The sequence below is a fragment of the Pseudomonas sp. genome, assembly GCF_035554175.1.
Classification (GTDB): Bacteria; Pseudomonadota; Gammaproteobacteria; order Pseudomonadales; family Pseudomonadaceae; genus Aquipseudomonas.
In genome coordinates this window covers 48,589-72,075 of sequence record NZ_DATMIV010000023.1, presented here as the reverse complement: position 1 = coordinate 72,075, position 23,487 = coordinate 48,589, and the positions used below count along the sequence as shown (strand labels likewise).

20 protein-coding genes and 1 pseudogene are annotated in these 23,487 nt (G+C 60.4%); 10 read left to right on the top strand and 11 right to left on the bottom strand.

Annotation, left to right across the window (positions count from 1 at the left end; all coding sequences use genetic code 11):
• Positions 1–5: 5 nt before the first annotated feature.
• Together VNV36_RS12750 and VNV36_RS12745 are read left to right on the top strand one after the other, a co-directional pair.
• Complete coding sequence (locus tag VNV36_RS12750) at positions 6–485, top strand: hypothetical protein (protein WP_325718066.1); 480 nt, start codon at positions 6–8, stop codon at positions 483–485.
• A gap of 22 nt (positions 486–507) precedes the next feature.
• Positions 508–897, top strand: coding sequence for a VOC family protein (locus tag VNV36_RS12745; protein ID WP_325718065.1), 390 nt, complete (start codon positions 508–510; stop codon positions 895–897).
• Between the two features lie 49 nt (positions 898–946).
• Here the strand turns inward: VNV36_RS12745 and VNV36_RS12740 are convergent, their stop codons facing one another.
• A complete protein-coding gene (locus tag VNV36_RS12740; RefSeq protein WP_325718064.1) occupies positions 947–3,556 on the bottom strand; it encodes a bifunctional diguanylate cyclase/phosphodiesterase in 2,610 nt (869 codons plus the stop codon).
• Between the two features lie 219 nt (positions 3,557–3,775).
• On the opposite strand from VNV36_RS12740, the gene VNV36_RS12735 reads away from it, so the two are divergent.
• The gene (locus tag VNV36_RS12735; RefSeq protein WP_325718063.1) at positions 3,776–5,980 is read left to right on the top strand and encodes an OsmC domain/YcaO domain-containing protein; all 2,205 of its coding nucleotides are present in this window, start codon (positions 3,776–3,778) and stop codon (positions 5,978–5,980) included.
• Between the two features lie 70 nt (positions 5,981–6,050).
• On the opposite strand, the gene VNV36_RS12730 is transcribed toward VNV36_RS12735, so the two are convergent.
• Positions 6,051–6,545, bottom strand: a complete 495-nt coding sequence (locus VNV36_RS12730; RefSeq protein ID WP_325718062.1) for a PaaI family thioesterase — start codon at positions 6,543–6,545, stop codon at positions 6,051–6,053.
• Positions 6,538–6,825, bottom strand: coding sequence for a hypothetical protein (locus VNV36_RS12725; RefSeq protein ID WP_325718061.1), 288 nt, complete (start codon positions 6,823–6,825; stop codon positions 6,538–6,540). The genes VNV36_RS12730 and VNV36_RS12725 overlap by 8 nt, the downstream gene beginning before the upstream one ends.
• Before the next feature lie 163 nt (positions 6,826–6,988).
• Here VNV36_RS12725 and VNV36_RS12720 point away from each other — a divergent pair, with 163 nt between their 5' ends.
• Positions 6,989–7,633, top strand: a complete 645-nt coding sequence (locus VNV36_RS12720; protein ID WP_325718060.1) for an ATPase — start codon at positions 6,989–6,991, stop codon at positions 7,631–7,633.
• Positions 7,634–7,718: 85 nt separating this feature from the next.
• Positions 7,719–8,060 (top strand): YajG family lipoprotein, encoded by a 342-nt coding sequence (locus VNV36_RS12715; RefSeq protein WP_325718059.1) that lies wholly within the window; start codon positions 7,719–7,721, stop codon positions 8,058–8,060.
• Positions 8,061–8,724: 664 nt separating this feature from the next.
• Here the strand turns inward: VNV36_RS12715 and VNV36_RS12710 are convergent.
• The 4 genes from VNV36_RS12710 to VNV36_RS12695 all read right to left on the bottom strand — a co-directional run bounded on the left by VNV36_RS12710 (position 8,725) and on the right by VNV36_RS12695 (position 12,651).
• A complete protein-coding gene (locus VNV36_RS12710) occupies positions 8,725–9,681 on the bottom strand; it encodes a 2-hydroxyacid dehydrogenase (protein ID WP_325718058.1) in 957 nt (318 codons plus the stop codon).
• Positions 9,682–9,712: 31 nt separating this feature from the next.
• Positions 9,713–10,471, bottom strand: coding sequence for an SDR family oxidoreductase (locus tag VNV36_RS12705; RefSeq protein ID WP_325718057.1), 759 nt, complete (start codon positions 10,469–10,471; stop codon positions 9,713–9,715).
• A gap of 38 nt (positions 10,472–10,509) precedes the next feature.
• A complete protein-coding gene (locus VNV36_RS12700) occupies positions 10,510–11,202 on the bottom strand; it encodes a fumarylacetoacetate hydrolase family protein (protein ID WP_325718056.1) in 693 nt (230 codons plus the stop codon).
• 99 nt (positions 11,203–11,301) lie between these two features.
• Positions 11,302–12,651, bottom strand: coding sequence for an MFS transporter (locus tag VNV36_RS12695; RefSeq protein ID WP_325718055.1), 1,350 nt, complete (start codon positions 12,649–12,651; stop codon positions 11,302–11,304).
• Between the two features lie 551 nt (positions 12,652–13,202).
• Here VNV36_RS12695 and VNV36_RS12690 point away from each other — a divergent pair.
• Entirely contained in the window at positions 13,203–14,135 is a 933-nt protein-coding gene (locus VNV36_RS12690) for a helix-turn-helix transcriptional regulator (protein WP_041478660.1), read from the top strand.
• Positions 14,136–14,146: 11 nt separating this feature from the next.
• On the opposite strand, the gene VNV36_RS12685 is transcribed toward VNV36_RS12690, so the two are convergent.
• From VNV36_RS12685 to VNV36_RS12665, 4 genes are all read right to left on the bottom strand, one after another.
• A complete protein-coding gene (locus VNV36_RS12685; RefSeq protein WP_325718054.1) occupies positions 14,147–15,340 on the bottom strand; it encodes a GAF domain-containing sensor histidine kinase in 1,194 nt (397 codons plus the stop codon).
• Between the two features lie 126 nt (positions 15,341–15,466).
• Positions 15,467–17,647: a TonB-dependent siderophore receptor gene (locus tag VNV36_RS12680; RefSeq protein ID WP_325718053.1), complete on the bottom strand. Its 2,181-nt coding sequence runs from the start codon at positions 17,645–17,647 to the stop codon at positions 15,467–15,469.
• Between the two features lie 268 nt (positions 17,648–17,915).
• Complete coding sequence (gene yghU / locus VNV36_RS12670; protein ID WP_325718052.1) at positions 17,916–18,755, bottom strand: glutathione-dependent disulfide-bond oxidoreductase; 840 nt, start codon at positions 18,753–18,755, stop codon at positions 17,916–17,918.
• Between the two features lie 211 nt (positions 18,756–18,966).
• The gene (locus tag VNV36_RS12665) at positions 18,967–19,467 is read right to left on the bottom strand and encodes a cupin (RefSeq protein WP_325718051.1); all 501 of its coding nucleotides are present in this window, start codon (positions 19,465–19,467) and stop codon (positions 18,967–18,969) included.
• 182 nt (positions 19,468–19,649) lie between these two features.
• Here VNV36_RS12665 and VNV36_RS12660 point away from each other — a divergent pair, with 182 nt between their 5' ends.
• From VNV36_RS12660 to VNV36_RS12645, 4 genes and pseudogenes are all read left to right on the top strand, one after another.
• Positions 19,650–21,437: a thiamine pyrophosphate-requiring protein gene (locus VNV36_RS12660; RefSeq protein WP_325718050.1), complete on the top strand. Its 1,788-nt coding sequence runs from the start codon at positions 19,650–19,652 to the stop codon at positions 21,435–21,437.
• Positions 21,438–21,447: 10 nt separating this feature from the next.
• Positions 21,448–22,185 (top strand): DUF72 domain-containing protein, encoded by a 738-nt coding sequence (locus VNV36_RS12655; protein ID WP_325718049.1) that lies wholly within the window; start codon positions 21,448–21,450, stop codon positions 22,183–22,185.
• Positions 22,186–22,260: 75 nt separating this feature from the next.
• Positions 22,261–23,148, top strand: a complete 888-nt coding sequence (locus VNV36_RS12650; protein WP_325718048.1) for a Dyp-type peroxidase — start codon at positions 22,261–22,263, stop codon at positions 23,146–23,148.
• A 30-nt stretch (positions 23,149–23,178) separates the two neighbouring features.
• Positions 23,179–23,362 (top strand): annotated as a pseudogene (locus tag VNV36_RS12645) (gfo/Idh/MocA family oxidoreductase); the annotation flags it as partial.
• Between the last annotated feature and the right edge of the window lie 125 nt (positions 23,363–23,487).

The following is a 23,487-nucleotide window of genomic DNA, read 5'->3' as shown; positions in this document are numbered from 1 at the left end:
GGGCAATGAACAGTGCGACGTCAAAAGAAACCAGGGAAACACATGGCGAACAGGCTTTTTTCATCGTTGATGGCAACCGGCGTGCACTAACTTCACGGATCAGACCTTTAGGGTCAATAAACAATTTCAGCGGGTTGTTGAAGCGATGCTGCGCAAGCTTCGGCCTCGGGACTACCTGCGTTCTTGCAGGAATCGTCCATCCGTCGACTGCCCTGAACCTCCTTGCTGCCTTGTCTTTCTACCGGGTGAGTCTTTCAGGAGATACCCCCATGTTCGATCAACAAAAACAGGCATCACTGGCGGCTTGGCGCAAAATGGCGGCGCAAACACAGACGCAGCTGGATCCGGAGCAACGATATGACGAGTTGCTCAAGGCCGCCGATGAAATGGCAGAGCAAGGCCTGATCACCAGCGCCGAATGGCGTCAACTGGTGCGCGACGCCGGCAGTGTCTTCACCCCCAGCGAGGAACAGCCACAAGGCTGAAACGGCCATCGGAGGACGTCATATGCTCAGCTATCTGTTTATTGGCGCCAACGACGTGGAGCGTTCGGCAGCCTTTTACAAGGCGATCCTGGCGCCGCTCGGCTATCTTCATGATCGCGAAGAACATTACTGTTTCTATCTGCCCGATTGCGCCGACAAGTCCAACGGCCCCGGCAGTGTGCACATCTCGCAACCATTCAATGGCGAGCCGGCAACCCCGGGCAACGGCATGATGCCGGCGTTTCGCGCCGACTCGCGGCTCAAGGTCGATCAGGTGCACAAGGCCGGGCTGGACAACGGCGGTAGCGACGAAGGTCCGCCGGGCACTCGCGAGGCCTACACGCCGGACTTTTATGTGGCTTACCTGCGCGATCCCGAAGGCAACAAGCTGGCGGTGTTTTACAGCGGCTGAACGTGCCAATTGTTTCACGAGGCTGGCGGGTGGCCGGCCAGGACTGAGGTCAGGTCACCCGTCCCTTTTTGCCGGCCGGCGCCAGTCGCGAAAGCCGCAGCAAGTCGGCAAAAGCTGCCTTGTCGATCGGCCGGCTCATGAAGTAACCCTGCACTTCGTTGCATTGATCTCTGCCGAGAATCGCCAGTTGTTCCTCGGTTTCCACGCCTTCGGCAGTCACCGTCAGGCCCATGGCCTTGCCCAGACCGATGATCGCCTGCACCACGGCACGGTCATTGGTGCCACTGCTGATCGAGGCGATAAAGCGTTTGTCGATCTTGATCCCGTCGAACGGGTAGGCGCGCAGGTAACCGAGGGAAGAATAACCGGTGCCGAAGTCATCCATGTTCAGGCGCACACCGAGTTCCTTGAGCTGGTTCATGGTGGTCAGCGCGCCATCGGTGTCATTGAGCATCACGTTCTCGGTGATCTCCAGTTCCAGGCGACTGGCCGGAAAACGCGTTGCGACCAGCACTTCGCGCACGTCCTCGACCACATCGCTCAAGGCAAATTGCGCAGGGGACAGGTTGACCGACAGGAGGATGTCCTGTGGCCAGTCCAGCGCCGTTTCGCAGGCTTCGCGCAAGACCCAGCGGCCCAGCGGCACGATCAGGTCGGTCTGCTCGGCCAGTGGAATGAACACGTCCGGCCCCAACAGTCCTTGGGTCGGGTGCTGCCAGCGCACCAGCGCTTCGACCGACACGATCTGCTTGCCGTCGACCTTGTAGCGCGGCTGATAGTGCAGCACGAATTCGTCGTGCTTGAGCGCATGGCGCAGGTCATCTTCCATTTGCCGGCGCGTCTGGATCTGGTCGCTCATGTGCGCTTCGAAATAGCACCAGGTGTTCTTGCCGTCGGACTTCGCTTGATAGAGGGCGATGTCGGCATAGCGGATCAGATCGCTGGCGACAAAACCGTGACGACGGCTGAGGGCGATACCGATGCTCGCGCCGATGTGCAACGGATGTTGTTCGTAAACAATGGGCTGGTGCAGGCTGCCGATCAGGCGCGTGCAGAATTTGTCGATTTCGTGATGGCTGTCCATGCCGTTGAGCACCACGACGAACTCATCACCACCGAGGCGGGCGACGATATCGTTTTCACGGGTGCATTCGCGCAGGCGCACGGCAACTTCCTGCAGGACCGCATCGCCGGCGGGGTGGCCAAGGGAATCGTTGATCGGTTTGAAATTGTCGAGGTCGATCATCAGCAGCGACAGCGGCGGTGCATGCTCCTTGAGCAGCAGGACTTCGTCCAGATAACGCGCCAGTTTGTTGCGGTTAGGCAGACCGGTCAGGGCGTCGTGCATCGACAGGTGTTGAATCTGCGCATGGGCGGCGACTTCGTCGGTGATGTCGCTGGCGGTCCCGCGATAGCCAATGACCTTGTCCTTGTCGAAAATCGGCCGGGCGGAAAGCCGACAATGGCGCGGTTGCCCGGAGTGATCGCGGTAGGTGCAACGCAAGTCGCCGGCGCTGGTCTCTGCGCTGAGTTTGCGTAACCACAGCTCCAGCGGCGTGGTATCGCACGACAGCAGTTCGCCAATGTCCTGCCCCAGCCAAAAGGCTTGCGGGTAGCCGGTGACTTCGCTGAAACGGGCCGACAGGTACGTCAGCGACAGGTCGCCATCGACTTCCCAGATCCAGTCCGACGCTGCTTCGGCCACGGCGCGAAAGCGCTCTTCACTGGCCTCGAGCGCATGGTTGGCCGCTTCGAGTGCCCGGTTCGAGGCCTGCATCGCCTGGATGCTGTTGTCGACGTATTGCGATGAGCGCAGCGCGTGCCGGAAGAAATACGCGGTGAGCAGCATCAACACCACAAAGGTCGCGCCGAGCGGCGGGGTCAATGACCACAGCAATTGCTGCCCGGGCCGTTGCAGATCCGCCACCAGACTGTGACCGGTACTGTCGAGCGGCACCCGTGGCTGGCCGGCTTCGATGGTTTGATCCGGGGCCAGAGTCAGGTTGGTCAGGCCATAACCGCTGCCGATCTTGCGCAGTTTGGTCGGGGTGAGCTTGTCGACGAACACCAGCACCGAAGTATTTCTCAGCTCATCCAGCGGGCGCTCGTCATTGGGAATGATCGCGGCGGCGGTAATCAACGCGGGCCAGCCTTCGAACAGCGAATAGCTGCTGACCGGTTTGGTCAGATCGGGCTGACTCAGCACTTGCTCGACCAGCTCCGAGGCGGGTGTCTGCAGCACCGTCGACACGTCGGTGTCCACCATTTGCCCGCGAATCAACGCGTATTTGGTGCGGTTGCGATCAAGGACGAATACACCGTCATAGCCATCGCTGGTAAACAGCGTTTTGCCCATGTTCTGCTCGGTATACGCCCAGTTGGTGTCGACCGGCCCGCTCAAGGCCTCATAGGCAGTGGTCCAGTAGGCGTAACTGGTGATGTAGTTTTTCGAGGTGGTGATACGGTTTTCCACGGCGCGCGACGAGTAGAACTGATTGTGTTCCAGGTCCTGAGCGTCGAGGGAGTTGGCGATGCCCAGCAAAGTACTGACTGCCGCAATGACCCCTGCGATAAACAGCGCGCCAACGGCAATCGCCAGGCGCCGGGTTACGGCGCGTTGCGGGGTGGGAATTGGCGGCGCAACGAGGGAAACGGCCATGTACTCGTCCTTGATCCGGTGTGTACTGAATCTAGAACAATGGCGCGGGCACAATGTTCAGATTGTTCTTATGGCATCGCGAAGATTTGTTCAAAGTGTAGCGAATCTGCCGGAATTTCCTGCACGGCCGGCCGGCGGCGAATCCCGAAAGGGCGAGACTTCCCGCGCAAAAACCGGATAATGGCCGCCATTCGTTTAGCCGTATTCTGGTAATCCCGCATGGAAATCAAGGTCAACTTTCTCGACAACCTTCGACTTGAAGCCAAGTTCGACGACTTCACGGTGATCGCCGATCAGCCCATCCGCTACAAGGGCGATGGCTCGGCACCGGGGCCGTTCGACTACTTCCTGGCGTCGTCGGCCTTGTGCGCGGCTTACTTCGTCAAGCTGTACTGCGACACGCGTAACATTGCCACGGAAAACATTCGCCTGTCGCAAAACAACATCGTCGATCCGGAAAACCGCTACAACCAGATTTTCAAGATTCAGGTCGAGTTGCCCGCCGACATTTCCGACAAGGATCGCCAGGGCATCCTCCGTTCGATCGACCGCTGCACGGTGAAGAAGGTGGTGCAGACCGGCCCCGAGTTCATCATCGAAGAAGTCGACAACCTCGACGCCGATGCCCAGGCATTACTGATGCCGCATGCGGGCACGGAGGCGGGCACCTATATCGCTGGCAAGGATCTGCCGCTGGAGCAGACCATCGCCAATATGTCGGGCATCCTCGCCGACCTCGGAATGAAGATCGAAATCGCCTCGTGGCGCAACATCGTGCCGAACGTCTGGTCGCTGCATATCCGCGATGCGCATTCGCCGATGTGCTTCACCAATGGCAAGGGCGCCACCAAAGAAGGCGCACTGGCCTCGGCGCTGGGCGAGTTCATCGAACGCTTGAATTGCAATTTCTTCTACAACGATCAGTTCTGGGGCGAAGAGATCGCCAACGCCGAGTTCGTGCATTACCCGGACGAGAAATGGTTCAAACCGGGACCGAAGGATGAGTTGCCGAGCGAGATCCTCGACGAGTACACCCTCGGCATTTATAACCGCGACGGCGAACTGCGCGGCTCGCACCTGTTCGACACCAACTCCGGCAACACCCAGCGGGGCATTTGCTCGCTGCCGTTCGTGCGTCAGTCGGACAACGAAGTGGTGTATTTCCCGTCCAACCTGATCGAAAACCTTTACCTGAGCAATGGCATGAGCGCGGGCAATACGTTGGCCGAAGCGCAGGTGCAGTGCCTGTCGGAAATCTTCGAGCGCGCGGTCAAGCGCGAAATCCTCGAAGGCGAAATGGCCTTGCCGGACGTGCCGCAGGCAGTGCTGGAAAAATACCCGAGCATCCTCGCCGGGATCAAAGGCCTGGAAGAGCAGGGCTTCCCGGTGCTGGTCAAGGACGCTTCGCTGGGCGGTGAATTCCCGGTGATGTGCGTCACCCTGATGAACCCGCGCACCGGCGGCGTCTTCGCCTCGTTCGGCGCGCACCCGAGCCTGGAAGTCGCGCTGGAGCGCAGCCTGACCGAGCTGTTGCAGGGCCGCAGCTTCGAAGGCTTGAACGACTTGCCGCAACCGACTTTCTCGGGTCAGGCAGTGACCGAACCGAACAACTTCGTCGAACACTTCATCGACTCCAGCGGTGTGGTGTCGTGGCGCTTCTTCAGTGCCAAAGCGGACTTCGAATTCGTCGAGTGGGACTTCTCAGGCCACGGTGAAAACTCCAATGCCGAAGAGGCGGCGACCCTGTTCGGCATCCTCGAAGACATGGGCAAAGAAGTCTACATGGCAGTGTACGAGCACATCGGTGCCAAGGCCTGCCGCATCCTCGTGCCGGATTACTCGGAGATCTACCCGATCGAAGACCTGATCTGGGACAACACCAACAAAGCCCTGCAATTTCGCGCCGACATCCTCAACCTGCACAATCTGAGCAAAGTCGGCCTGCGTAATCTGGTCAAAGGCCTGGAAAGCGCCGAGCTCGATGACTACACCGACATCACCACGCTGATCGGCATCGAGTTCGACGACAACACGCCGTGGGGCAAGCTGACCATTCTCGAACTGCGCTTGCTGATCTACCTGGCGTTGCAGAAGTTCGACGAGGCCAAGGATCTGGTCGAAGCGTTCCTGCAGTACAACGACAACACCGTCGAGCGTGGTCTGTTTTATCAGGCGGTCAACGTGGTGCTGGAGATGGAGCTGGACGAAGACCTTGAACTGCAAGACTACGAAGCGAACTTCCGCCGGATGTTCGGCGACGAACGTATGGACGCGGCGATTGGTTCGGTCAACGGCAGTGTGCGTTTCTACGGTCTGACGCCGACGAGCATGAAGCTGGAGGGGCTGGACCGGCATTTGCGCTTGATCGAGAGCTATAAAAAGCTGCATGCGGCGCGGGCGAATGCGACTACCTTGTCGCATTGAAAGCAGGCGGTCCAAAGTAGGAGCTGCCGCAGGCTCGGGCCTCTGGCAGCTCCTACAGGTCGAACTGACTTCAGCGGCCATGCGCGGCGTTGGCCAGCTGCCCCGTATCGACACGCACAAACACCGAATCACCCACGGCCGTCAGCACGTCCCCCGCATACACCTCGCAAATCACCCGCGTCTTGCGCCCAACCTCACCTTCGACCCACGCCCGCAAGACCAGCGCTACGCCCATCGGCGTCGGTTTGATGAACTTGATCCCGAGGTTGCCAGTCACGCAGTCGATGCGCGGCAGGCTGCCGGCTTCGCGGCTTTCTGCGCGGTAGTGCCAGGCCATCGCTGTCCAGTTGGAATGACAGTCGACGAGCATGGCGATCAGCCCGCCGTAGACCAGATCCGGCCAGCCGCAGTATTGAGCGTCAGGCAGGTGTTCGGCGATGACCTGGCTGCCGTCGTCGTTCCAGCGACTTTTGACGTGCAGGCCGTGCGGATTGCGACCGCCGCAGCCGTAGCAGACGCCTTCGGGGGCGGCGAGGTCTTGCAGTGGGGTGTCGTGGCTAGGCATGGCGGGGGTCATCCTGGAGCGGCGAGGCCGGCAACGCTTTCGGTGTCAGCCAGGTATCGACGACGCGGCGGTCGAGCTCTTCCCAATAAGCCATGCCCAGCACGCGGGTCGTGTTGAGCCCGCGCAGGTAACCGCGCAGTTGATTGGCGGTGTCGCGGAGTAATTGCGGATCGCGGGTGGTTTTGTCCAGCAAGACGCTTTCGTACTGGATCAGGTAGTCCGCCACGCGCTCGCGGAAGTCGGGCAGCACGGCGTCACGGATCAGATCAAACGTTCTCAAGGCGAGACCCTCATCTTTTTTAGTAGGTTCAGTGTGCATCACTCTGTGCGGCACGCAACTATTGCTGGAAGTAATAGTGACCATCAAGAAACGCAAGTTCTGCTTTGCCGGCGATCGGCGGAAAATCGCCTCCATCGAAGACGCAGCTCAAGGAAATTGCGCGATGAAGACTCTGACTCGACTGGCATTGATCGCCCTGCTGATGGGCGGGGTGGTTGCCACTGCACCGGCGTACGCAGACGACGCCCGGTCGTGTCATCTGCAACCCATCGCCGCCAGCGCCTCGGCTTTACAGCACACGCAGACCGTGGGTGTGTTGTTAAGCGAAAACACCCTGCAGAACCTGCAGTACCTGGAGCGCTACCACGACATGGCGCTGAACGGCGCGAAAGACGCGCTTGACTCGCGAATCCGCGACGCCTTTGTCGGCAGCTCCGACCCGGAACTGGCGCTCGACTGGCTGGTGAGTTCGCTGCAACAGCAGTTCGTCTCGGTGACTGTTTACGACAATCTCGATGCGCTGGTGCAGGCCCATCCGGATGTGGTGGTCAAGCTTGACACCTTCAATCGCTTGCTGACCCAGCGCAACAGTCTGGTCGAGGCGCGCTTCTCCGCGCGGTTCTACGACGCCGATCTGCAATACATCGGCAAGGCGGAAGGGGCAATCGAGCAAGAGCTGCCTTCGGTCTGGGTGCATGACCAGGCGGCGCCGCAAATCGCTGCACAGATCAATCAGCAGCGTGACCTGCAACTCGACGCGCTGAAGCAATTCGATTTGTCGCTCAAGGCCCTGGTGGCGTCGAGCTGATTCTTAAAACGCAAATGGCAACGGCGGCGCCATGAAGTCGAACCGTTGCCGGTTGAACCGAACCTTTATTTTCAGGATTACTGCGATGCGTCCTTTATTCGTGCCTGCCATGGCTTTTGCTTCTCTGTTGCTCGCCGGTTGCGCTTCCGCGCCGAACGATCCGACCCTGACGTTGCAGACCAGCAAGACGCCTGCGCAGTATGCCGAGTGCGTGGTGCCGAAGTTGCAAGGCAGTGCGCTGAATCCGACGGTTTCGCAGAATCAGCGCAGTTATCGGATTGTGGTGCCCAGCAAAGTCTCGGCGGATAACGTGCTGGAGGCTTACAAGGCCGGGAAGGGCGGCAAGGTGTTCATCTATGAGCGGCATTTGCTGGCATCGAATTTGTTGCCTTCGACTTTTGAGCGGGCGGCTCAGGATTGCATTTGATCTGAGCCCTCGGATGGTTTTTTGACAGAGCTCCTTTGGTTGGCCGCAACCAGCCAATTTCTTGCCCCACGCCGGGTTTCGGTTTGTGGGGTTTTTTTTGGCGGCTTGGCGGCTTGGCGGCCTTTGGGCCGACCATGCTTCTTTGGGGTTTGGGTGAATATCCGTTTTGGTGGGTGTTGCGGCTGGCGGTTTCGCCCTTACGGCGAGGCACTTTTTCCAGACGCCGAAAAAGTACCCAAAAAGGCTGCGCCCTGACGTTCGGCCCGCTCGCTGAGGCTCGGGGTTCCTTCGCTGCGGGATCGATCCTGGCGCAGCGGCTCCGGTTTGCTTCGCTGCACCTACACTCGCTGTGTACGACTGCGTCGTACGGTCGCTGCGCTCCCACGCCCGGATCAATCCCTCCGCTCAGCCTGCCGACGGGCTCCAAGATCAAAAGCTTCACTCGAGCTAACGCTCATCGTATGTAGGAGCTGCCGAAGGCTCGGGCCGCGTTCGGACGATCTTTTGATCTTGATTTTGCTTTTCTGTGGGAGCGAGCCTGCTCGCGATAGCGGCCTGACAGCCGACCCGTTTCTCACTGAATGCAACCGATCAAAACTGTAGGAGCGAGCCTGCTCGCGATGGCGGTGTATGCCGCAATCGTGAACAGCGCTCCAGAAGCCATTCACCCCGTGACACACCCAACCGGCACTTTCCCCGCAAAGCTATCAAGCAAACTCGCCACCACCATTTCTCCCATTCGCGTGCGGGTCTGTAACGTGGCGCTGGCTCGATGTGGTTGCAGCACCACCTGTTCGTTGGCAAACAACGCTTGCGGTACGTTCGGCTCGTCGACAAAAACATCCAGCGCAGCGCCGGCGATCTCTCCAGCAGAAAGCGCAGCAACCAGATCCACCTCGTTCACCAGTTTGCCCCGCGCCACATTGACCAGATAGCCGTCCTTGCCCAATGCCTGCAACACCTGTGCATCGATGATCGCTTCACCCTTGTCGGCCGCGGCGGCGAGGATCAGGGCATCGCTGTCGCGGGCCAGTTGTTTGAGGTCGGCGACGAAGGTGTGCGGGACATCGCTCATCGGCTGCAGATCGGTGTAGCTGATCGAGCAGCCGAAGGCGGCGGCGCGCACGGCCACGGCGCGGCCGACGCGGCCCATGCCGACGATGCCGATGCGCATGCCGGATACTTGCCGGGCCAAGGGCAGTGGGGCCAAGGGTGTCGGGCTGTGCGGCCATTGGCCGGAGCGCACGTAACGGTCGCTGGTGCACAGGCCGCGACACACTGAGATCAGCAGGCCGATGGCGAGGTCGGCGACGTCTTCGGTGAGGGCGCCGATGGTGGCGGTGACGCGGATGCCACGGTCGCGGGCGTAGGCCAGGTCGACGGCATCGGTGCCGACGCCGTTCACCGCGACGATTTCAAGATTGGGCAGTTGCGCCATCAGCGCCTGGCTGATGCCGGTGTGGCCGCCGGTGATGACGCCGCGAATGTTGGCGCCGTGTTCTTGTATATAGGCGGGTTTGTCAGCCTGCTGGAAGTAGCGGCGCACGGTGAACAGTTCGTCCAGGCGCGTGTTGATTTGCGGGATCAGGATCGGGCTCAGTTGCAGGATTTCTGGCTTCATGGCTACCTCGTTACGCAATAAAAAGGCCGGCTCAACCGCGGCCGGCAAACGGCATAGCGCTGGCCATGACGGTCATGTTCAGGACGTTGGCCGACAGTGGCAGGCCGGCGATGTAGCGCACGGCGTCGGCGACGTGTTTGACGTCGACCATCGGCTCGACGGCGATGCTGCCGTTGGCCTGACGTACGCCTTTGGTCATGCGTACCGACATTTCCGTCAACGCGTTGCCGATGTCGATCTGGCTGCAGGCGATGTTGAATTCGCGTCCATCCAGTGCCAAGGATTTGGTCAGGCCCAACACCGCGTGTTTGCTCGCGGTGTAGGCGCTGCTGAACGGGCGTGGCGTGTGCGCGGATATCGAACCGTTGTTGATGATCCGCCCGCCCTGTGGCTGTTGCTTGCGCATCATCCCGAATGCGCCGCGAGCGCACAGAAAGACACCGTTGAGGTTGGTGTCGATCACGTTGCGCCACTGCTCGAAGGTCAGTTCATCCAGCGGCACGGCAGGGGCGTTGACCCCGGCGTTGTTGAAGACCACGTCGAGGCGCCCGTAGACCTCGGCAATCGTCGCGAACAGCGTGTCGACACTGGCCGGATCGCGCACGTCGGTGGGCACGGCCAAGGCTTGATGACCCTGGCTCGCGGCCTGTTCGACCAATGCCTGTAACGGCTCGGGCCGGCGTCCGGCAAGCACCAGGGTGAAGCCGTCGGCCATCAGCCCCAGCGCCACGGCGCGGCCGATGCCACTGCCGGCACCGGTGACCAGCGCGACTTTCAAAGCGGTTGTCATAGTGTTCTCCTGTGTTCAAAACACCACGGCTGATGGGATCAGGGCCGTGGGCCGACGCGCATTTCCAGTTGGCCGATGCCGTCGATGCCGGCGTTGATCACATCGCCCGGATGCAGACCGTCGACGCCGGCGGGGCTGCCGGTCATGATCAGGTCACCGGCACGCAGGGCCACGGATTGCGAGATGCGGCTGATGATTTCGCTGACTGACCAGATCTGGCTGTCGAGGTTGTCGCGCTGGCGTTCTTCGCCGTTGACGCTCAACCACAACTCACCTTCAGGATGCCCGGCGCGAGGCACCGGCACGATGGCGGTCATCGGCGCAGCGCCGTCGAAGACCTTGGCACCTTCCCAAGGCAAGCCGCTGCTTTTGGCGACACGTTGCACATCGCGGCGAGTCAGGTCGAGTCCGGCGGCGTAGCCCCAGACGTAGGCGAGGGCCTGGTCTTCAGGAATGTTCGCGCCACCTTCACCGATGGCCACGACCAGTTCGATTTCATGGACAAAATCTTCGGTCACCGGAGGAAAAGTCACCTCGCCGACGGCATCGACCACGCAGCTCGCCGGTTTCATGAAGAACACTGGCGGCTGGCGAGACTGGCCCTGGGTGTCCGGCCACGGGTAATTGCGGCCGACACAGAACACCCGGCCGACGGGAAAGCGTTGCTCAGTGCCGAGCACCGGCAAGGTCACGGGCAGATCCGGGGTAAAGACGTATTCGGTCATGTTCATCCTGCGGGTCATCCTGTTTGAAAGTGCAGCGTACGGCGGCTGGCGTCGGCGAAGTTGGACGAAAGCCGCCTGCGTTTGGACAAATCCGGGTTTTTTCGCTCAGCGCACCTTCAGCTCGATGCGATACAGGCGTCCGAGCAGTAACGAATAGGAGAGGGTGCCGATCAGCGCCACGCCCCCGATAAACCAGAACGCATAGGCGAAGGTGCCGGTGGCGTGAACGATGGCGCCGATCACGATCGGGGTGACGATGCCGCCGATGTTCGCCGCCAGGCTGGTGATTCCGCCAGTGAGGCCGATCAGCTCTTTTGGCGCCACCTCCGACACCGCTGCCCACGATGAGGACGCAATGCCTTGGGCGAAGAAGGCGACGGTCAGCACGGCGATGCAGATCAGGTTGGAATCGGTGAAATTCACCAGCACGATCGACATGCCCAGCATCGAACCGACCACCAGCGGCAATTTGCGCGCAAAGGACATCGAGTAACCACGACGGATCAGCAGATCGGAAACGATGCCGGCCAGCAGAATCCCCACCGTCGCACCGACGAAGGGCAGCACGGCGAAGATACCGGCCTTGATCATGGTCAGTTTGCGTTCTTCGATCAGATAGGTCGGGAACCAGGTCAGGAAGAAGTACAGCGCCGAAGTGCTGGCGAATTTGCCGATGCAGATCGCCCACACCTGCCGATAGCTGAACAGTTCGGCAATCTGCCGCCAGTTGAAGCGCGTGCGTTCCTGGCTGCTTTTGACCAGACCGCCGCCGGTTTCGATGTACTTCAATTCTTCCTGGCTGACTTTCTTGCAGTTCAGCGGATCGCGATACAGGTACAGCCACAGCACACCGAAAACGATGCCGAGTGCGCCGGTGCTGTAGAACACATGGCGCCAGTCGAAAGTTGTCGCCAGCCATAGCAGAGCGCCGGTGAACAGCGCCGTGCCCAGATATTGCCCGCACACGTAAATGCTGCTGGCCAGGCCGCGTTCCCGCGCCGGAAACCACACCGTGACCGCGCGACTGTTGGCCGGGAAGGCCGGGGCTTCCATGGCCCCGACCGCCAAGCGCAGGCCGAACAGCGAAGCGAAACCGGTGGCGAAGCCCTGGCAAACGGTGACGGTCGACCAACTGATCAGCGATACACCATAGGTGAAGCGCGAACCGAAACGGTCGGCGATAAATCCGGCCGGCACCAGCGCCAGGGCGTAGGTCCAGGCGAAGGCGGAAAAGATCAGGCCCATTTCAATCTTGTCCAGGCCCAGATCCTTGGCCAGGAACGGCGCGGCAATCGAAATATTCACCCGGTCGATGTAATTGATGATCGTCGCGATCAGCAGCAGCGACAGCATGAACCAGCGCCGCCGGGTAGGCAGGCGCTGCGCCGAAACGGCATCGCGCGCGCCGACAATCACCGGCGGCACGTTGGCATTGGAGGTATGGGAGTTGGACATGCAAAGACCTCGTTATTGTTAGAAGAGTCGAGATTTTTCGAGCAGCCGATGGCGTTGCCCGCACTGTGGGGGGCATGGCAATCGAACGTGAAGCGGGCGCGATGAACCGCTGGATTCAGACGGTCAGCGACAGCTGTCTGCGGCGGTTATCGAGGCAGGATCGGGCGGGGCGGCGAGGGGAAATAGCAGGATCATGACGTGCGCACCTTTGATTGTTTTTGAAAGAGGTTGGGCTGCGTTGTCATCACAGTGGTCGTACAACGTTTGTAAATCAATAATGGAGTTAGAACGTTTTTTCTTCAAAAAAGTGGGTTGAGCAAACCTGTCCAAAAAGATAAATACGATCTGTCTTGATATCCAAGATAATGAATCAATGATAACTACATGAAAAATAACGATTATCACGATTTCGATAGCAATGTTGTTTTTGGACAGGCGCGTCGTCGTGCTTCTTTCAAAAAATCCAATGTCATCGTATGACTCGTTGCCGCATACCCCTCAACCCTGCAAGATGACAGCCGCCACCTCACTGCCCGGAGGACCTCCCGCCCATGTCTTCACCCAGCCGTATCCCGACCTACGTCATGCAGCAGCGCAGCGAATTGACCGATTTCTACATTCGCGACAAAAAGGGTCGGCGCGCCGAAACCGCTCCTCACCGGCACGAGTATTTCCAGATTCAGATCAACCTCGGTGGCGACACCGTGCAGCACATCGGCAGCGTCCAGCGACCATTCCCGCGCAACACCCTGGCGTTCATCCTGCCCCATCGGGTGCATGTGATTCCGCATCCGGCAGACAGCAATTTCATTGTCATCAACTTTTCCCAGACGTTCCTCTTGCCGCATTTGCAGTGCGACCCGATGGATCTGGAAGAAGTGTCGATCCTGCTGGCGCCCGAGCTTTCGCCGTTCCGCTTTCAGGAGCATCTGGATTTCATCCTCGGCGATGAGGATTTCGCCCAGGTCTGCGGCTTGATCGAGCAGATGCGCAGCCTCGACGAAAACCGCCAGTTCGGTACGCGGGAAATGCTCAAGGGCTTGTTGCTGCAGATGATTGGCAGCGTGTGTTTTCTCTACGCCGAACCGCTCAAGCGTCTGGCGGAAGAGAATGCCGCCGAGAACAGCCGCCGCGATGCCTTGAGCCGCATGTTTGAATATTTGCGCAAGAACATCGCCGATCCCGATCTCAACCTGATCAAGGTCGCCGCTGCGACTTATCTGTCACCGACCTACCTGACGCACTGGCTGCGCAAGGAGATCGGCAAGACATTCACCGAGCTGGTGCTGGAGCGACGCATGCACGCCGCGCGCAATTTCCTCCTCAACAGCACGCGCTCTGTGGGCGAGGTGGCGCGGTTGTGCGGTTTCGCCGATGAGGCCTATTTCTCGCGACGGTTTCGGCAGATCCATGGCCAGCCGCCGGGGCAGTTTCGCCGGCGCCAACTGAACCCGGACACGCCGCAGACACCGTTGAACACTTAGTGGAGCGAACCTCAGACCCACTTGAAACGGGCAGGGAAGCGGGCCACAAAGCAGGTGCCGGCGTCCTTGTCCGAGGTCACGCTCAATGTGCCGTTGTGCGCATTGGCGATTTGCCCGGCGATGTACAGGCCCAATCCCAAACCTTCATTGCGCTGGCCGGCCTCGGAACGGGAAAACGGTTCGAACAGCAGCGGCATCAGTGCGGGCGGAATCGGCGTGCCCTGGTTGGTCAGAGAAATGACGATCTCGTCGCCTTCGGCATAGGCCTTGAGCACGATCGGTTCGGCCGTGGAGCCGTGGGTCACTGCATTGCCCAGCAGATTGGACAACAACTGGCTGATGCGCAGCGGATCACAGTACACGCCGGCCGGCACCTCCAGCGCCTGCACGAACGTCGCCTGCGGATGCGCTACCTGGATCTCTTCAAGGGTCAGGCGCAGGGTTTGTTGCAAGTCATCGACCAGTTTGCGCTGCACCGGAATGCCACTGCCGAGCCGGCCCCGGGCAAAGTCGAGGATGTTTTCAATCAACACGCCCATGCGCACCGAACTGTTGCGGATCGCCGCCAGCAGCGTCCGCGAGCGTTTGTCTTCGGTTTTGCTTTCCAGCAGGTCGGTGCTCATGCGGATGGCACTGAGCGGCGTGCGCAAGTCGTGGCCCAGTACCGCGATGAACTGTTCGCGCAGGCGTCCCAGTTCGTTGGCATCGGCCAACGCGGTTCTGGTGGCGTGCAGATGACCTTGGGTATCAAGACTCATCGCAATCAACTGGGCGAACAGGGTCAGGGTTTTTTCGATGGCTGGGTCGTCGAGATTCGCCGGGACCGAATCGATGGCGCAGAGCGTGCCGAAAAAGTCGCCATTGGCCTTGATGATCGGGATGGAGATGTAGCTTTCCAGGCCGTAGGTCTTCGGCGTGTGGTGAAGGGAGAACACCGGGTGACCACTGGCGTGGCCGAAGATCACCGGCTGGCGATGCTGACGGATCTCATGACAGATCGTCGATTCGAGCAGCAGCTCTCCACCGGGCAACAACCCGAAGTCAATCGAGTCATCAACGGCGCAGGCTATCCACTTGCTCTCGGTGACCCGTGCCACCGCTGCGAAGCGCATGCCCGTCATGTGCTTGACCATGCTCAGAATCACCGGCACAGCGTCAATGCTGCCGATGGCCTGGAGGTCGGATGAAAAGTCTGTCTGGGGCATGGCCGGCGCTTCGCGAAAGTGTCGCCAAAGACTATCGGTAATTACCGGCCATGCCTAATGAACCTGCGAAAAAGACCGCCGGAAGAACTCCCGGCGCCTTTCGTGCTGCGCGCTGAGCCTGTCGACTCAGAATTTGTACTTGGCCGTCATCATGTAGCTGCGCGGCGTGCCGTAATTGTCGGTCGACCCCCAGGTCACGTCGGTGCCGATGGACGAGTAATACTTGCGGTCGAAGATGTTGTTGGCGTTGACCTGCAGGTCGAGATGCTTGTTGACCTCGTAACCGGCCATCAGGTCGGTGACTGCGTAGCCGCCCTGTTGGAGGCGATAGCTGCTGCCGCCGGCCAGGGCGATGTCGTTGTACATGCGGCTCTGCCAGTAGACGTTGCCGCCCACACGCAGTTTTTCCAGCGGGCCTTTGAAGCGGTACACGGTGGAGACCTTGAACAGATGCTCCGGCATGTCGGTGTCGAACTTCTGATTGTTGTTGGCCGGGTTTTCGTCCTTGATGTAGTGAGCGCGGGTGTAGGTGTAGCCGGCGCCGATTTGCCATTGCTCGGTCAATGCACCTTGCAGTTCCATGTCCACGCCCTGGGCGCGGACTTTGCCGGAGGTCTCGTAGCAGGTCAGCTCCGGGCAGCCCAACTGGGTCGCAGCCTGGGTCGCGCGGTTGGTCTGATCCATCTGGAACACCGCCACGCTGCCGTTCAGCGCACCGTCGAAATATTCGCCTTTGATGCCGACTTCGTAGTTTTCGCCGACGATCGGCTCCAGTACTTTGCCGCCGAGGTCTTTCTGGGTCTGCGGGGTGAAGATGTCGGTGTAGCTGGCGTAAACGGAGTGATGGTCGTCGAGTTTGTAGATCAGGCCGGCGTAACGGGTCAGGTTGCGCGTGACTTTGTAATCGCCATCGGCGGTGCGGTCGTCGTAGTCGTACCAGTCAAGGCGGCTGCCGAGGATCAGCGTCAGTGGATCGGCCAGGCTCAAGCGCGTGGTCAGGTAAACCGCGTCCTGGGTGGTGACGTTGCGCGATTTGCCGCTACGCACGAAATCAGGTTTTGGCGCACCGATCGGCAGACCCGTGTCGTACGGCGAGTATTCCTTGGTGGTGGCGTCGTACACGCGGTTGCTGGCGCCGACGACCAGTTCATGCGTGCGACCGAACGCTTCGAACGGGCCACTGGCAAAACCGTCGAACGCGCGTTGCTTGTCGGTGTGGTGAGATTGGTACGCGGTGGTCTCCAGCGGGCCGTCGTAACGCGACAGGTAAGTGCCGGAGAATTCACCTTCGAGGGTCGAGGTCGAGCCGCCGAGGTGCAATTTCCAGTCGTTGGCGAAACGGTGTTCGACTTCGCCGAACACGGTGTCGACCTGCAACTTGCGGTTTTCCCAGTCGGTGCCCGGGTAAGTGGAGCGGGGCAAGTCGAGGTGGTGGCCGTTTTCGCCGATCGGCAAACCACCCCAGAAATAGTTGGTCTGGTCGTTCTGGCGGGAGAAACCGAGAGTCGCGGTGGTGCTGTCGCTCAGATCCGCTTCACCGATGGCATAGAACAGGCCGTGATCGTTTTCTTCCTTGTCGCGAAAACTGTCGGCGCCCTGATACGAGGTCACCACCCGGCCACGCAGGGTGCCGCTGTCGTTCAACGGGCTGGACGCATCGACCTCACCACGATAGTCATCCCAACTGCCGGCGGCGCCGGTGAGGGTGACGCGCTGGTCAGCGGTCGGGCGCTTGCGCACCATGTTGATCGCCGCCGACGGGTTGCCGGCACCGGTGACGAGGCCGGTCGCGCCACGGACGATTTCCACGCGGTCGAACATCGCCAGGTTCGGTTGCACTGCCAGGGTGAAGGGCGAATACGAGCTGGGCAGGCCGTCGTACATGATGTTGTCGATATCGAAACCGCGCGCCTTGTAAGTCTGCCGGCCCGGACCGCTGGCCTCGCTGAGGAACAGCCCCGGTGTGCCGCGCACCACGTCGTTGACGCTGGTCATGTTCTGGTCGTCCATGCGCTGGCGGGTGATCACCGTCACTGCCTGCGGCGTTTCGCGCATGGTCAGCGACAGTTTGGTCGCGGTCTGCATCGGGCCGGTGGTGTAGGACTGCGTGTCTTCGGTGGTGCTGCTCATTTGGGTGGCGCCAATTTCGGTCGCTTGCAGTTCCAGTGTGCCGTTCGCTGGCGCGTTGCCAGGCGCAGCGGGCGCGGCCTCATCGGCCAGGACAGGGGCGATGCTGGCCATGCCGATGGCCAGTGCCAGGAGATTAGGTGAGAGGGTCGAACGGCGGTGAACGGTCTGAAACGACATCAATCTGCTTCCCCAGGATTACCCAAACGATATTAATGCGAGTGCATGTAAGAATTATTCGCATTAGTATGTCGGAAGAATCCGGAGGAAGAAACCCGTACGGGTCAGTTAGTTAATGATTTTTTCACAATTGCATCTGGGTATCTCTGGTAAGCCAATGTGGGAGCGAGCCTGCTCGCGAAGGCGGTGTGTCATTCAACAGATGCGTTGTCTGGCACGACGCTTTCGCGAGCAGGCTCGCTCCCACAGGGTTATGCGGATTCTGGAATCAATCCAGATCCTGTGCCCCATGCCGCTCCGGCACCTGTGTCTCTTCATCGCCCCACGTACGGTTCACCCGTTGTCCACGAACGACCGCCGGCCGCTTGGCGATGTCTTCCGCCCAGCGCTGCACATGGGTGTATTCATGCGCCGCAAGAAACTCCGCCGCTGAATACACGTTGTTGCGCACCAGTTGCCCGTACCACGGCCACACCGCGATGTCGGCGATGGTGTAGCTGTCGCCGGCCAGATACGCACTCTCGGCGAGACGGCGGTCCAGTACATCCAGTTGGCGCTTGGCTTCCATGGTGAATCGGTTGATCGGGTATTCGAGCTTCTCCGGTGCATAAGCGTAGAAATGCCCGAAGCCACCGCCCAGATATGGCGCTGAGCCCATTTGCCAGAACAGCCAGTTAAGGGTTTCGGTGCGGCCGGCCGGATCCTTGGGCAGCAAGGCGCCGAACTTTTCCGCCAGATACAGCAGGATCGAGCCGGACTCGAATACACGAATCGGCGGCTCGACACTGCGGTCCAGCAATGCTGGGATTTTCGAATTCGGGTTGACCTCGACAAAGCCGCTGGAGAACTGATCGCCTTCGCCAATGCGGATCAGCCAGGCGTCGTACTCGGCCTCGCTGTGGCCAAGCGCGAGCAGTTCTTCGAGCATGACGGTGACTTTGACGCCGTTGGGCGTGGCCAGCGAATACAGCTGCAACGGGTGCTTGCCGACCGGCAGCGCCTTGTCGTGGGTCGGCCCGGCCACCGGACGGTTGATGCTGGCGAAGTGGCCGCCGGAAGGGGCTTCATGTTTCCAGACCTTGGGCGGAACGTAAGACGCTTTGCTCATGAAACGGACCTCGTCGATGCTGGGAGAGAACAGGTGGACACCGTAGGGAAAATTTCCGGCGGGTGCCAGCCCCTCATCGATTTAACAATCAACCCAAATCCCCTGTAGGAATGAGCCTGCTCGCGATAGCGGTATATCAGGCAAATAAGATATTGACTGAAACACCGCTATCGCGAGCAGGCTCACTCCTACAGGGTTATGTGGTGAACCATCAAATCCAATACCGCCCAACCGCACCACCGGCTCCTTGCACCGGATCACTCTCGGGAAACCCAAGCCCTGCAATCCGCGCCATTTGCTCATCACTCGGCGCCTTCCGGCAGATATCCGCCTGCTGCCCCGGCGGATACGCCCCTACCACAAGAAAATCATCACTCGACCCCAGGTTGCAGTGGCCGGTCCCGGCCGGCAGCAGCAACACGTCCCCCGCATTCACCTCCAGCACATGTCCGTCAGGCCCGCCGAGCATCAACCGCGCCTGACCCGCCGCCACGCCAAGCACTTCATGGCCCTCGGTGTGGTAGTGGTGATAGTCATAAATCCCGTAGCGCCATTGCGGTGGCCAGCCGTTGGCGCTGAACGTTTGCTCGAAGTGCGCCGCCGGATCGTCGCCCTGGATGGCAAGCGCGCTGCGATAGATCAACACCGGCAAACGCGGATTGTTCGGCACCCAGTCATTGCGTTCGAGCCGTAAGGTTTGTACTTCGCTCATGAGCCATCCTCCGTCAATCAGTGATCAGTCGACCGCAGGGCAGGGCGTTCGCCTCAAAAAAATTCATTGCGGCGCAAATACGGCGCCAAAGCCCTTGCCCGCACAATCCATCGAAACTTCGTCGCTAACGCCACTGTCCAGACCCTTACATGTCCATGCAGCGGCAAAAGGCGAGGATCGAAATGACGATGACAGTAGGTGATTTTCTGGTTGAACGGCTCAGCGAATGGGGCGTCACGCGGATTTTTGGTTATCCGGGGGATGGCATCAATGGCGTGTTTGGCGCCATGAGCCGGGCCAAAGGCAAGATCGAATTCGTCCAGGCGCGGCATGAAGAAATGGCCGCGTTCATGGCCTCGGCCCATGCCAAGTTCACCGGTGAGCTGGGCGTGTGCATCGCCACCTCCGGCCCCGGTGCTTCGCACTTGATCACCGGTCTCTATGATGCGCGGATGGACCATATGCCGGTGCTGGCGATTGTCGGCCAGCAGGCGCGCACGGCGCTGGGCAGCCACTACCAGCAGGAGCTGGATCTGGTGTCGATGTTCAAGGATGTCGCCGGTGCCTTTGTGCAGCAGGCTTCGGCGCCATCGCAAGTGCGCCATTTGCTGGATCGTGCGGTGCGCACCGCCGTCGGCGAGCGCCGTGTTACTGCACTCATCCTGCCCAATGACCTGCAGGATCTGCCTTACGAACAACCGGCCCGCGCCCATGGCACCGCGCATTCCGGTGTCGGTTACAGCAAGCCGAAGGTCGTGCCCTATGACGCCGATCTGCAGCGCGCCGCCGAGGTGCTGAACAGTGGCGAAAAGGTCGCGATTCTGGTGGGGGCCGGCGCACTGGAGGCGACCGACCAGGTGATCGCCGTGGCGGAAAAACTCGGCGCCGGTGTGGCCAAAGCCTTGTTGGGCAAAGCGGCATTGCCGGACGATCTGCAGTGGGTCACCGGCAGCATCGGCCTGCTCGGCACCGAGCCCAGTTACAAGCTGATGAGCGAGTGCGACACCTTGCTGATGATTGGTTCGGGCTTTCCGTATTCCGAGTTTCTGCCCAAGGAAGGCCAGGCGCGCGGCGTGCAGATCGATTTGCAGCCGGACATGCTCAGCCTGCGTTATCCGATGGAGGTCAATCTGGTCGGTGATGCAGCAGAAACCCTCGCTGCATTGCTGCCGCTGCTGGAACAGAAAACCTCAACCAAATGGCGCAAGAAAATCGAATCCTGGCGCAGCAGTTGGGAAAGAACCCTGGAAAAGCGCGCCATGGCCAAAGCCGATCCCGTCAACCCGCAACGGGTGGTCTACGAGTTGTCGCCCCGTTTGCCCGAGCAGGCAATCATCACCAGTGACTCCGGTTCCTGCGCCAACTGGTTCGCCCGCGATCTGAAAATCCGCCGTGGCATGAAATGCTCATTGTCCGGTGGCCTGGCCTCGATGGGCGCTGCGGTGCCGTATGCGATCGCGGCCAAATTCGCGTACCCGGAGCGTCCGGTCATTGCGCTGGTCGGTGACGGCGCAATGCAAATGAACAACATGGCCGAGCTGATCACCGTCGCCAAATACTGGCGGCAATGGCAGAGCCCGAAATGGATCTGCGCGGTGTTCAATAACGAAGACCTCAACCAGGTCACCTGGGAGCAGCGGGTGATGGAGGGCGATCCGAAGTTCGAGGCGTCGCAGAGCATCCCCGACGTGCCGTATCACTTGTTCGCGATTTCCATTGGCCTCAAGGGCATTTTCGTCGATCGCGAAGAGGATGTTGCGCCAGCGTGGGAGCAAGCCCTGGCCTCGGAAGTGCCGGTGCTGATCGAGTTCAAGACCGACCCGAACGTGCCGCCGCTGCCACCGCACATCAAGCTGGAGCAGGCGAAGAAATTCGCCACGACGCTGCTCAAAGGCGACCCGGACGAAGTCGGGGTGATTGTGCAAACCGCCAAACAGGTGCTCGGCGCCGTGATCCCGCGCAAGAAATGACGGTGAGCGATTGAACGAGCCCACGATTTACACAGGTTGCGCCGGCTGGAGCCTGGGCCGCGAGCATTGGCCAGCGTTTCCGGCCGACGGCACGCATCTGCAACGCTACGCTGCGCGCTTCAACTGCGTGGAAATCAACAGCTCGTTCTATCGCCCGCATCGACGCCAGACCTACGAACGCTGGGCCGACTCGGTTCCGCCAGACTTTCGCTTCGCAGTGAAAGTGCCCAAGCTCATCACCCATGAGCAACGGCTGGCGGACAGTTCGGCGGCGCTCGATGATTTTCTCGGGCAATGCGAAGGTCTGGGCGACCGCTTGGGATGCCTGCTGGTACAACTGCCGCCCAAGCTTGCGTTCGATGAGCCGGTTGCCGAGGTGTTTTTTCGAGCCCTGCGCGAGCGTTTCCGCGGTAGCGTGGTACTGGAACCGCGACACGAATCGTGGACTGGCGGCGAGGCAACGTTAGTGGACTTGCATATTGCTCAAGCGGTGGTCGACCCGTCGCGGATCAGCACCGACACTGCGCCGGGTGGCTGGCAAGGCCTGCAATACTGGCGCCTGCACGGTTCTCCGCGGATTTACCACAGCGCCTATGACGAGGCTTATCTGCAACGTCTTGCTCAGAACCTGCAGAGCGCGAGCGGCGAGGGCAAAGACATCTGGTGCATCTTCGACAATACTGCCAGCGGCGCTGCGACTGCGAATGCGCTGGTTTTGAAGGCATTGATCGAACGCAGTAAACGCTGAAACAAGGACGCTTTCGCAACCCACACAAACCATCCGGCTACAGGTAAACTCCGCGCACTTTTTCAAGGAGTTCACATGAGTTACTACCAGCCGGGCATTCTCGCCACCCCCGTTCCTGCGCAAGCACGTCACCTGTTTTTCGCCCTGGACTCGGTTGAAGCATTGCCGCAAGCGATCGACAAACTGCTGATGCTGGTGGATGGCAAGTCGGCGGTGCTCGGTTTCGGTGAATCCCTGACCAAGGCGCTCAATGTGCAGATCGACGGCCTGCGCAGCTTCCCGGCCCTGACCGGCGTTGGCGTAGAGAACCCTTCGACCCAGCACGCATTATGGGTCTGGTTGCACGGTGTCGACCGCGGTGAATTGCTCAATCGCAGCCACGCCCTGGAAGCCGCACTGGCCCCGGCCCTGCATCTGGTGCAGATGCAGGAAACCTTCCGCCACATGGCGGGCCACGACCTCACCGGTTACGAAGACGGCACGGAAAACCCCCATGACGACGCCGCTGTCGCCGCCGCGCTGCTGAGCACCGGCGCTGATGGACTGGTCGGAGGCAGCTTCGCCGCGATCCAGCAGTGGCAGCACGACCTCAAGGGTTTTCATCGCTTATCCGCCGGCGCCAAGGACGACATCATGGGCCGTCGCTTGAGCGATAACGAAGAAATCGACGACGCTCCGATCTCTGCTCACGTCAAACGCACCGCTCAGGAAAGCTTTGCCCCCGAGGCGTTTGTCGTGCGCCGTTCGATGCCGTGGATTGAAGGTGATCGCGCCGGGTTGATGTTCCTTGCCTTCGGTTTTTCGCTGGATGCGTTTGAAACACAGCTGCGGCGCATGAGCGGACTGGAAGACGGTATCGCCGATGGTCTGTACCGGATCAGCCGGCCGATCACCGGTGGTTATTACTGGTGCCCGCCGCTCAAGGACGGTCACCTTGACCTGCGCGCCTTGCGCCTCGGCTGAGGACAGACAAAGAATGTAGTACGTTGGGGCATGGTCGGTTGCGGCGATGTGACAGAACGCAAGAGTGGGCCGGCCTTCTACAAGGCACCGGGTTCGGCGCTGGTGGCGGTGATGGGCCGCCGCCTCGAAGCGGTGACTGACTACGCCGCCCGACAGCCACTACGCCTACAGCCTCAGAGTCGCCGCCGCCGGCAAGCATTGCTGCGTGGAAAAGAGTACATTCAGTGGCATCACGTGCTGGGGATGAATGCGCATATTCATGGTGATGCACAGCACCCGGCAGTCGCTGAACAGGCGCTAAAGGCCGACTGGGACATGGACCAAATCCTCAAACGCCAC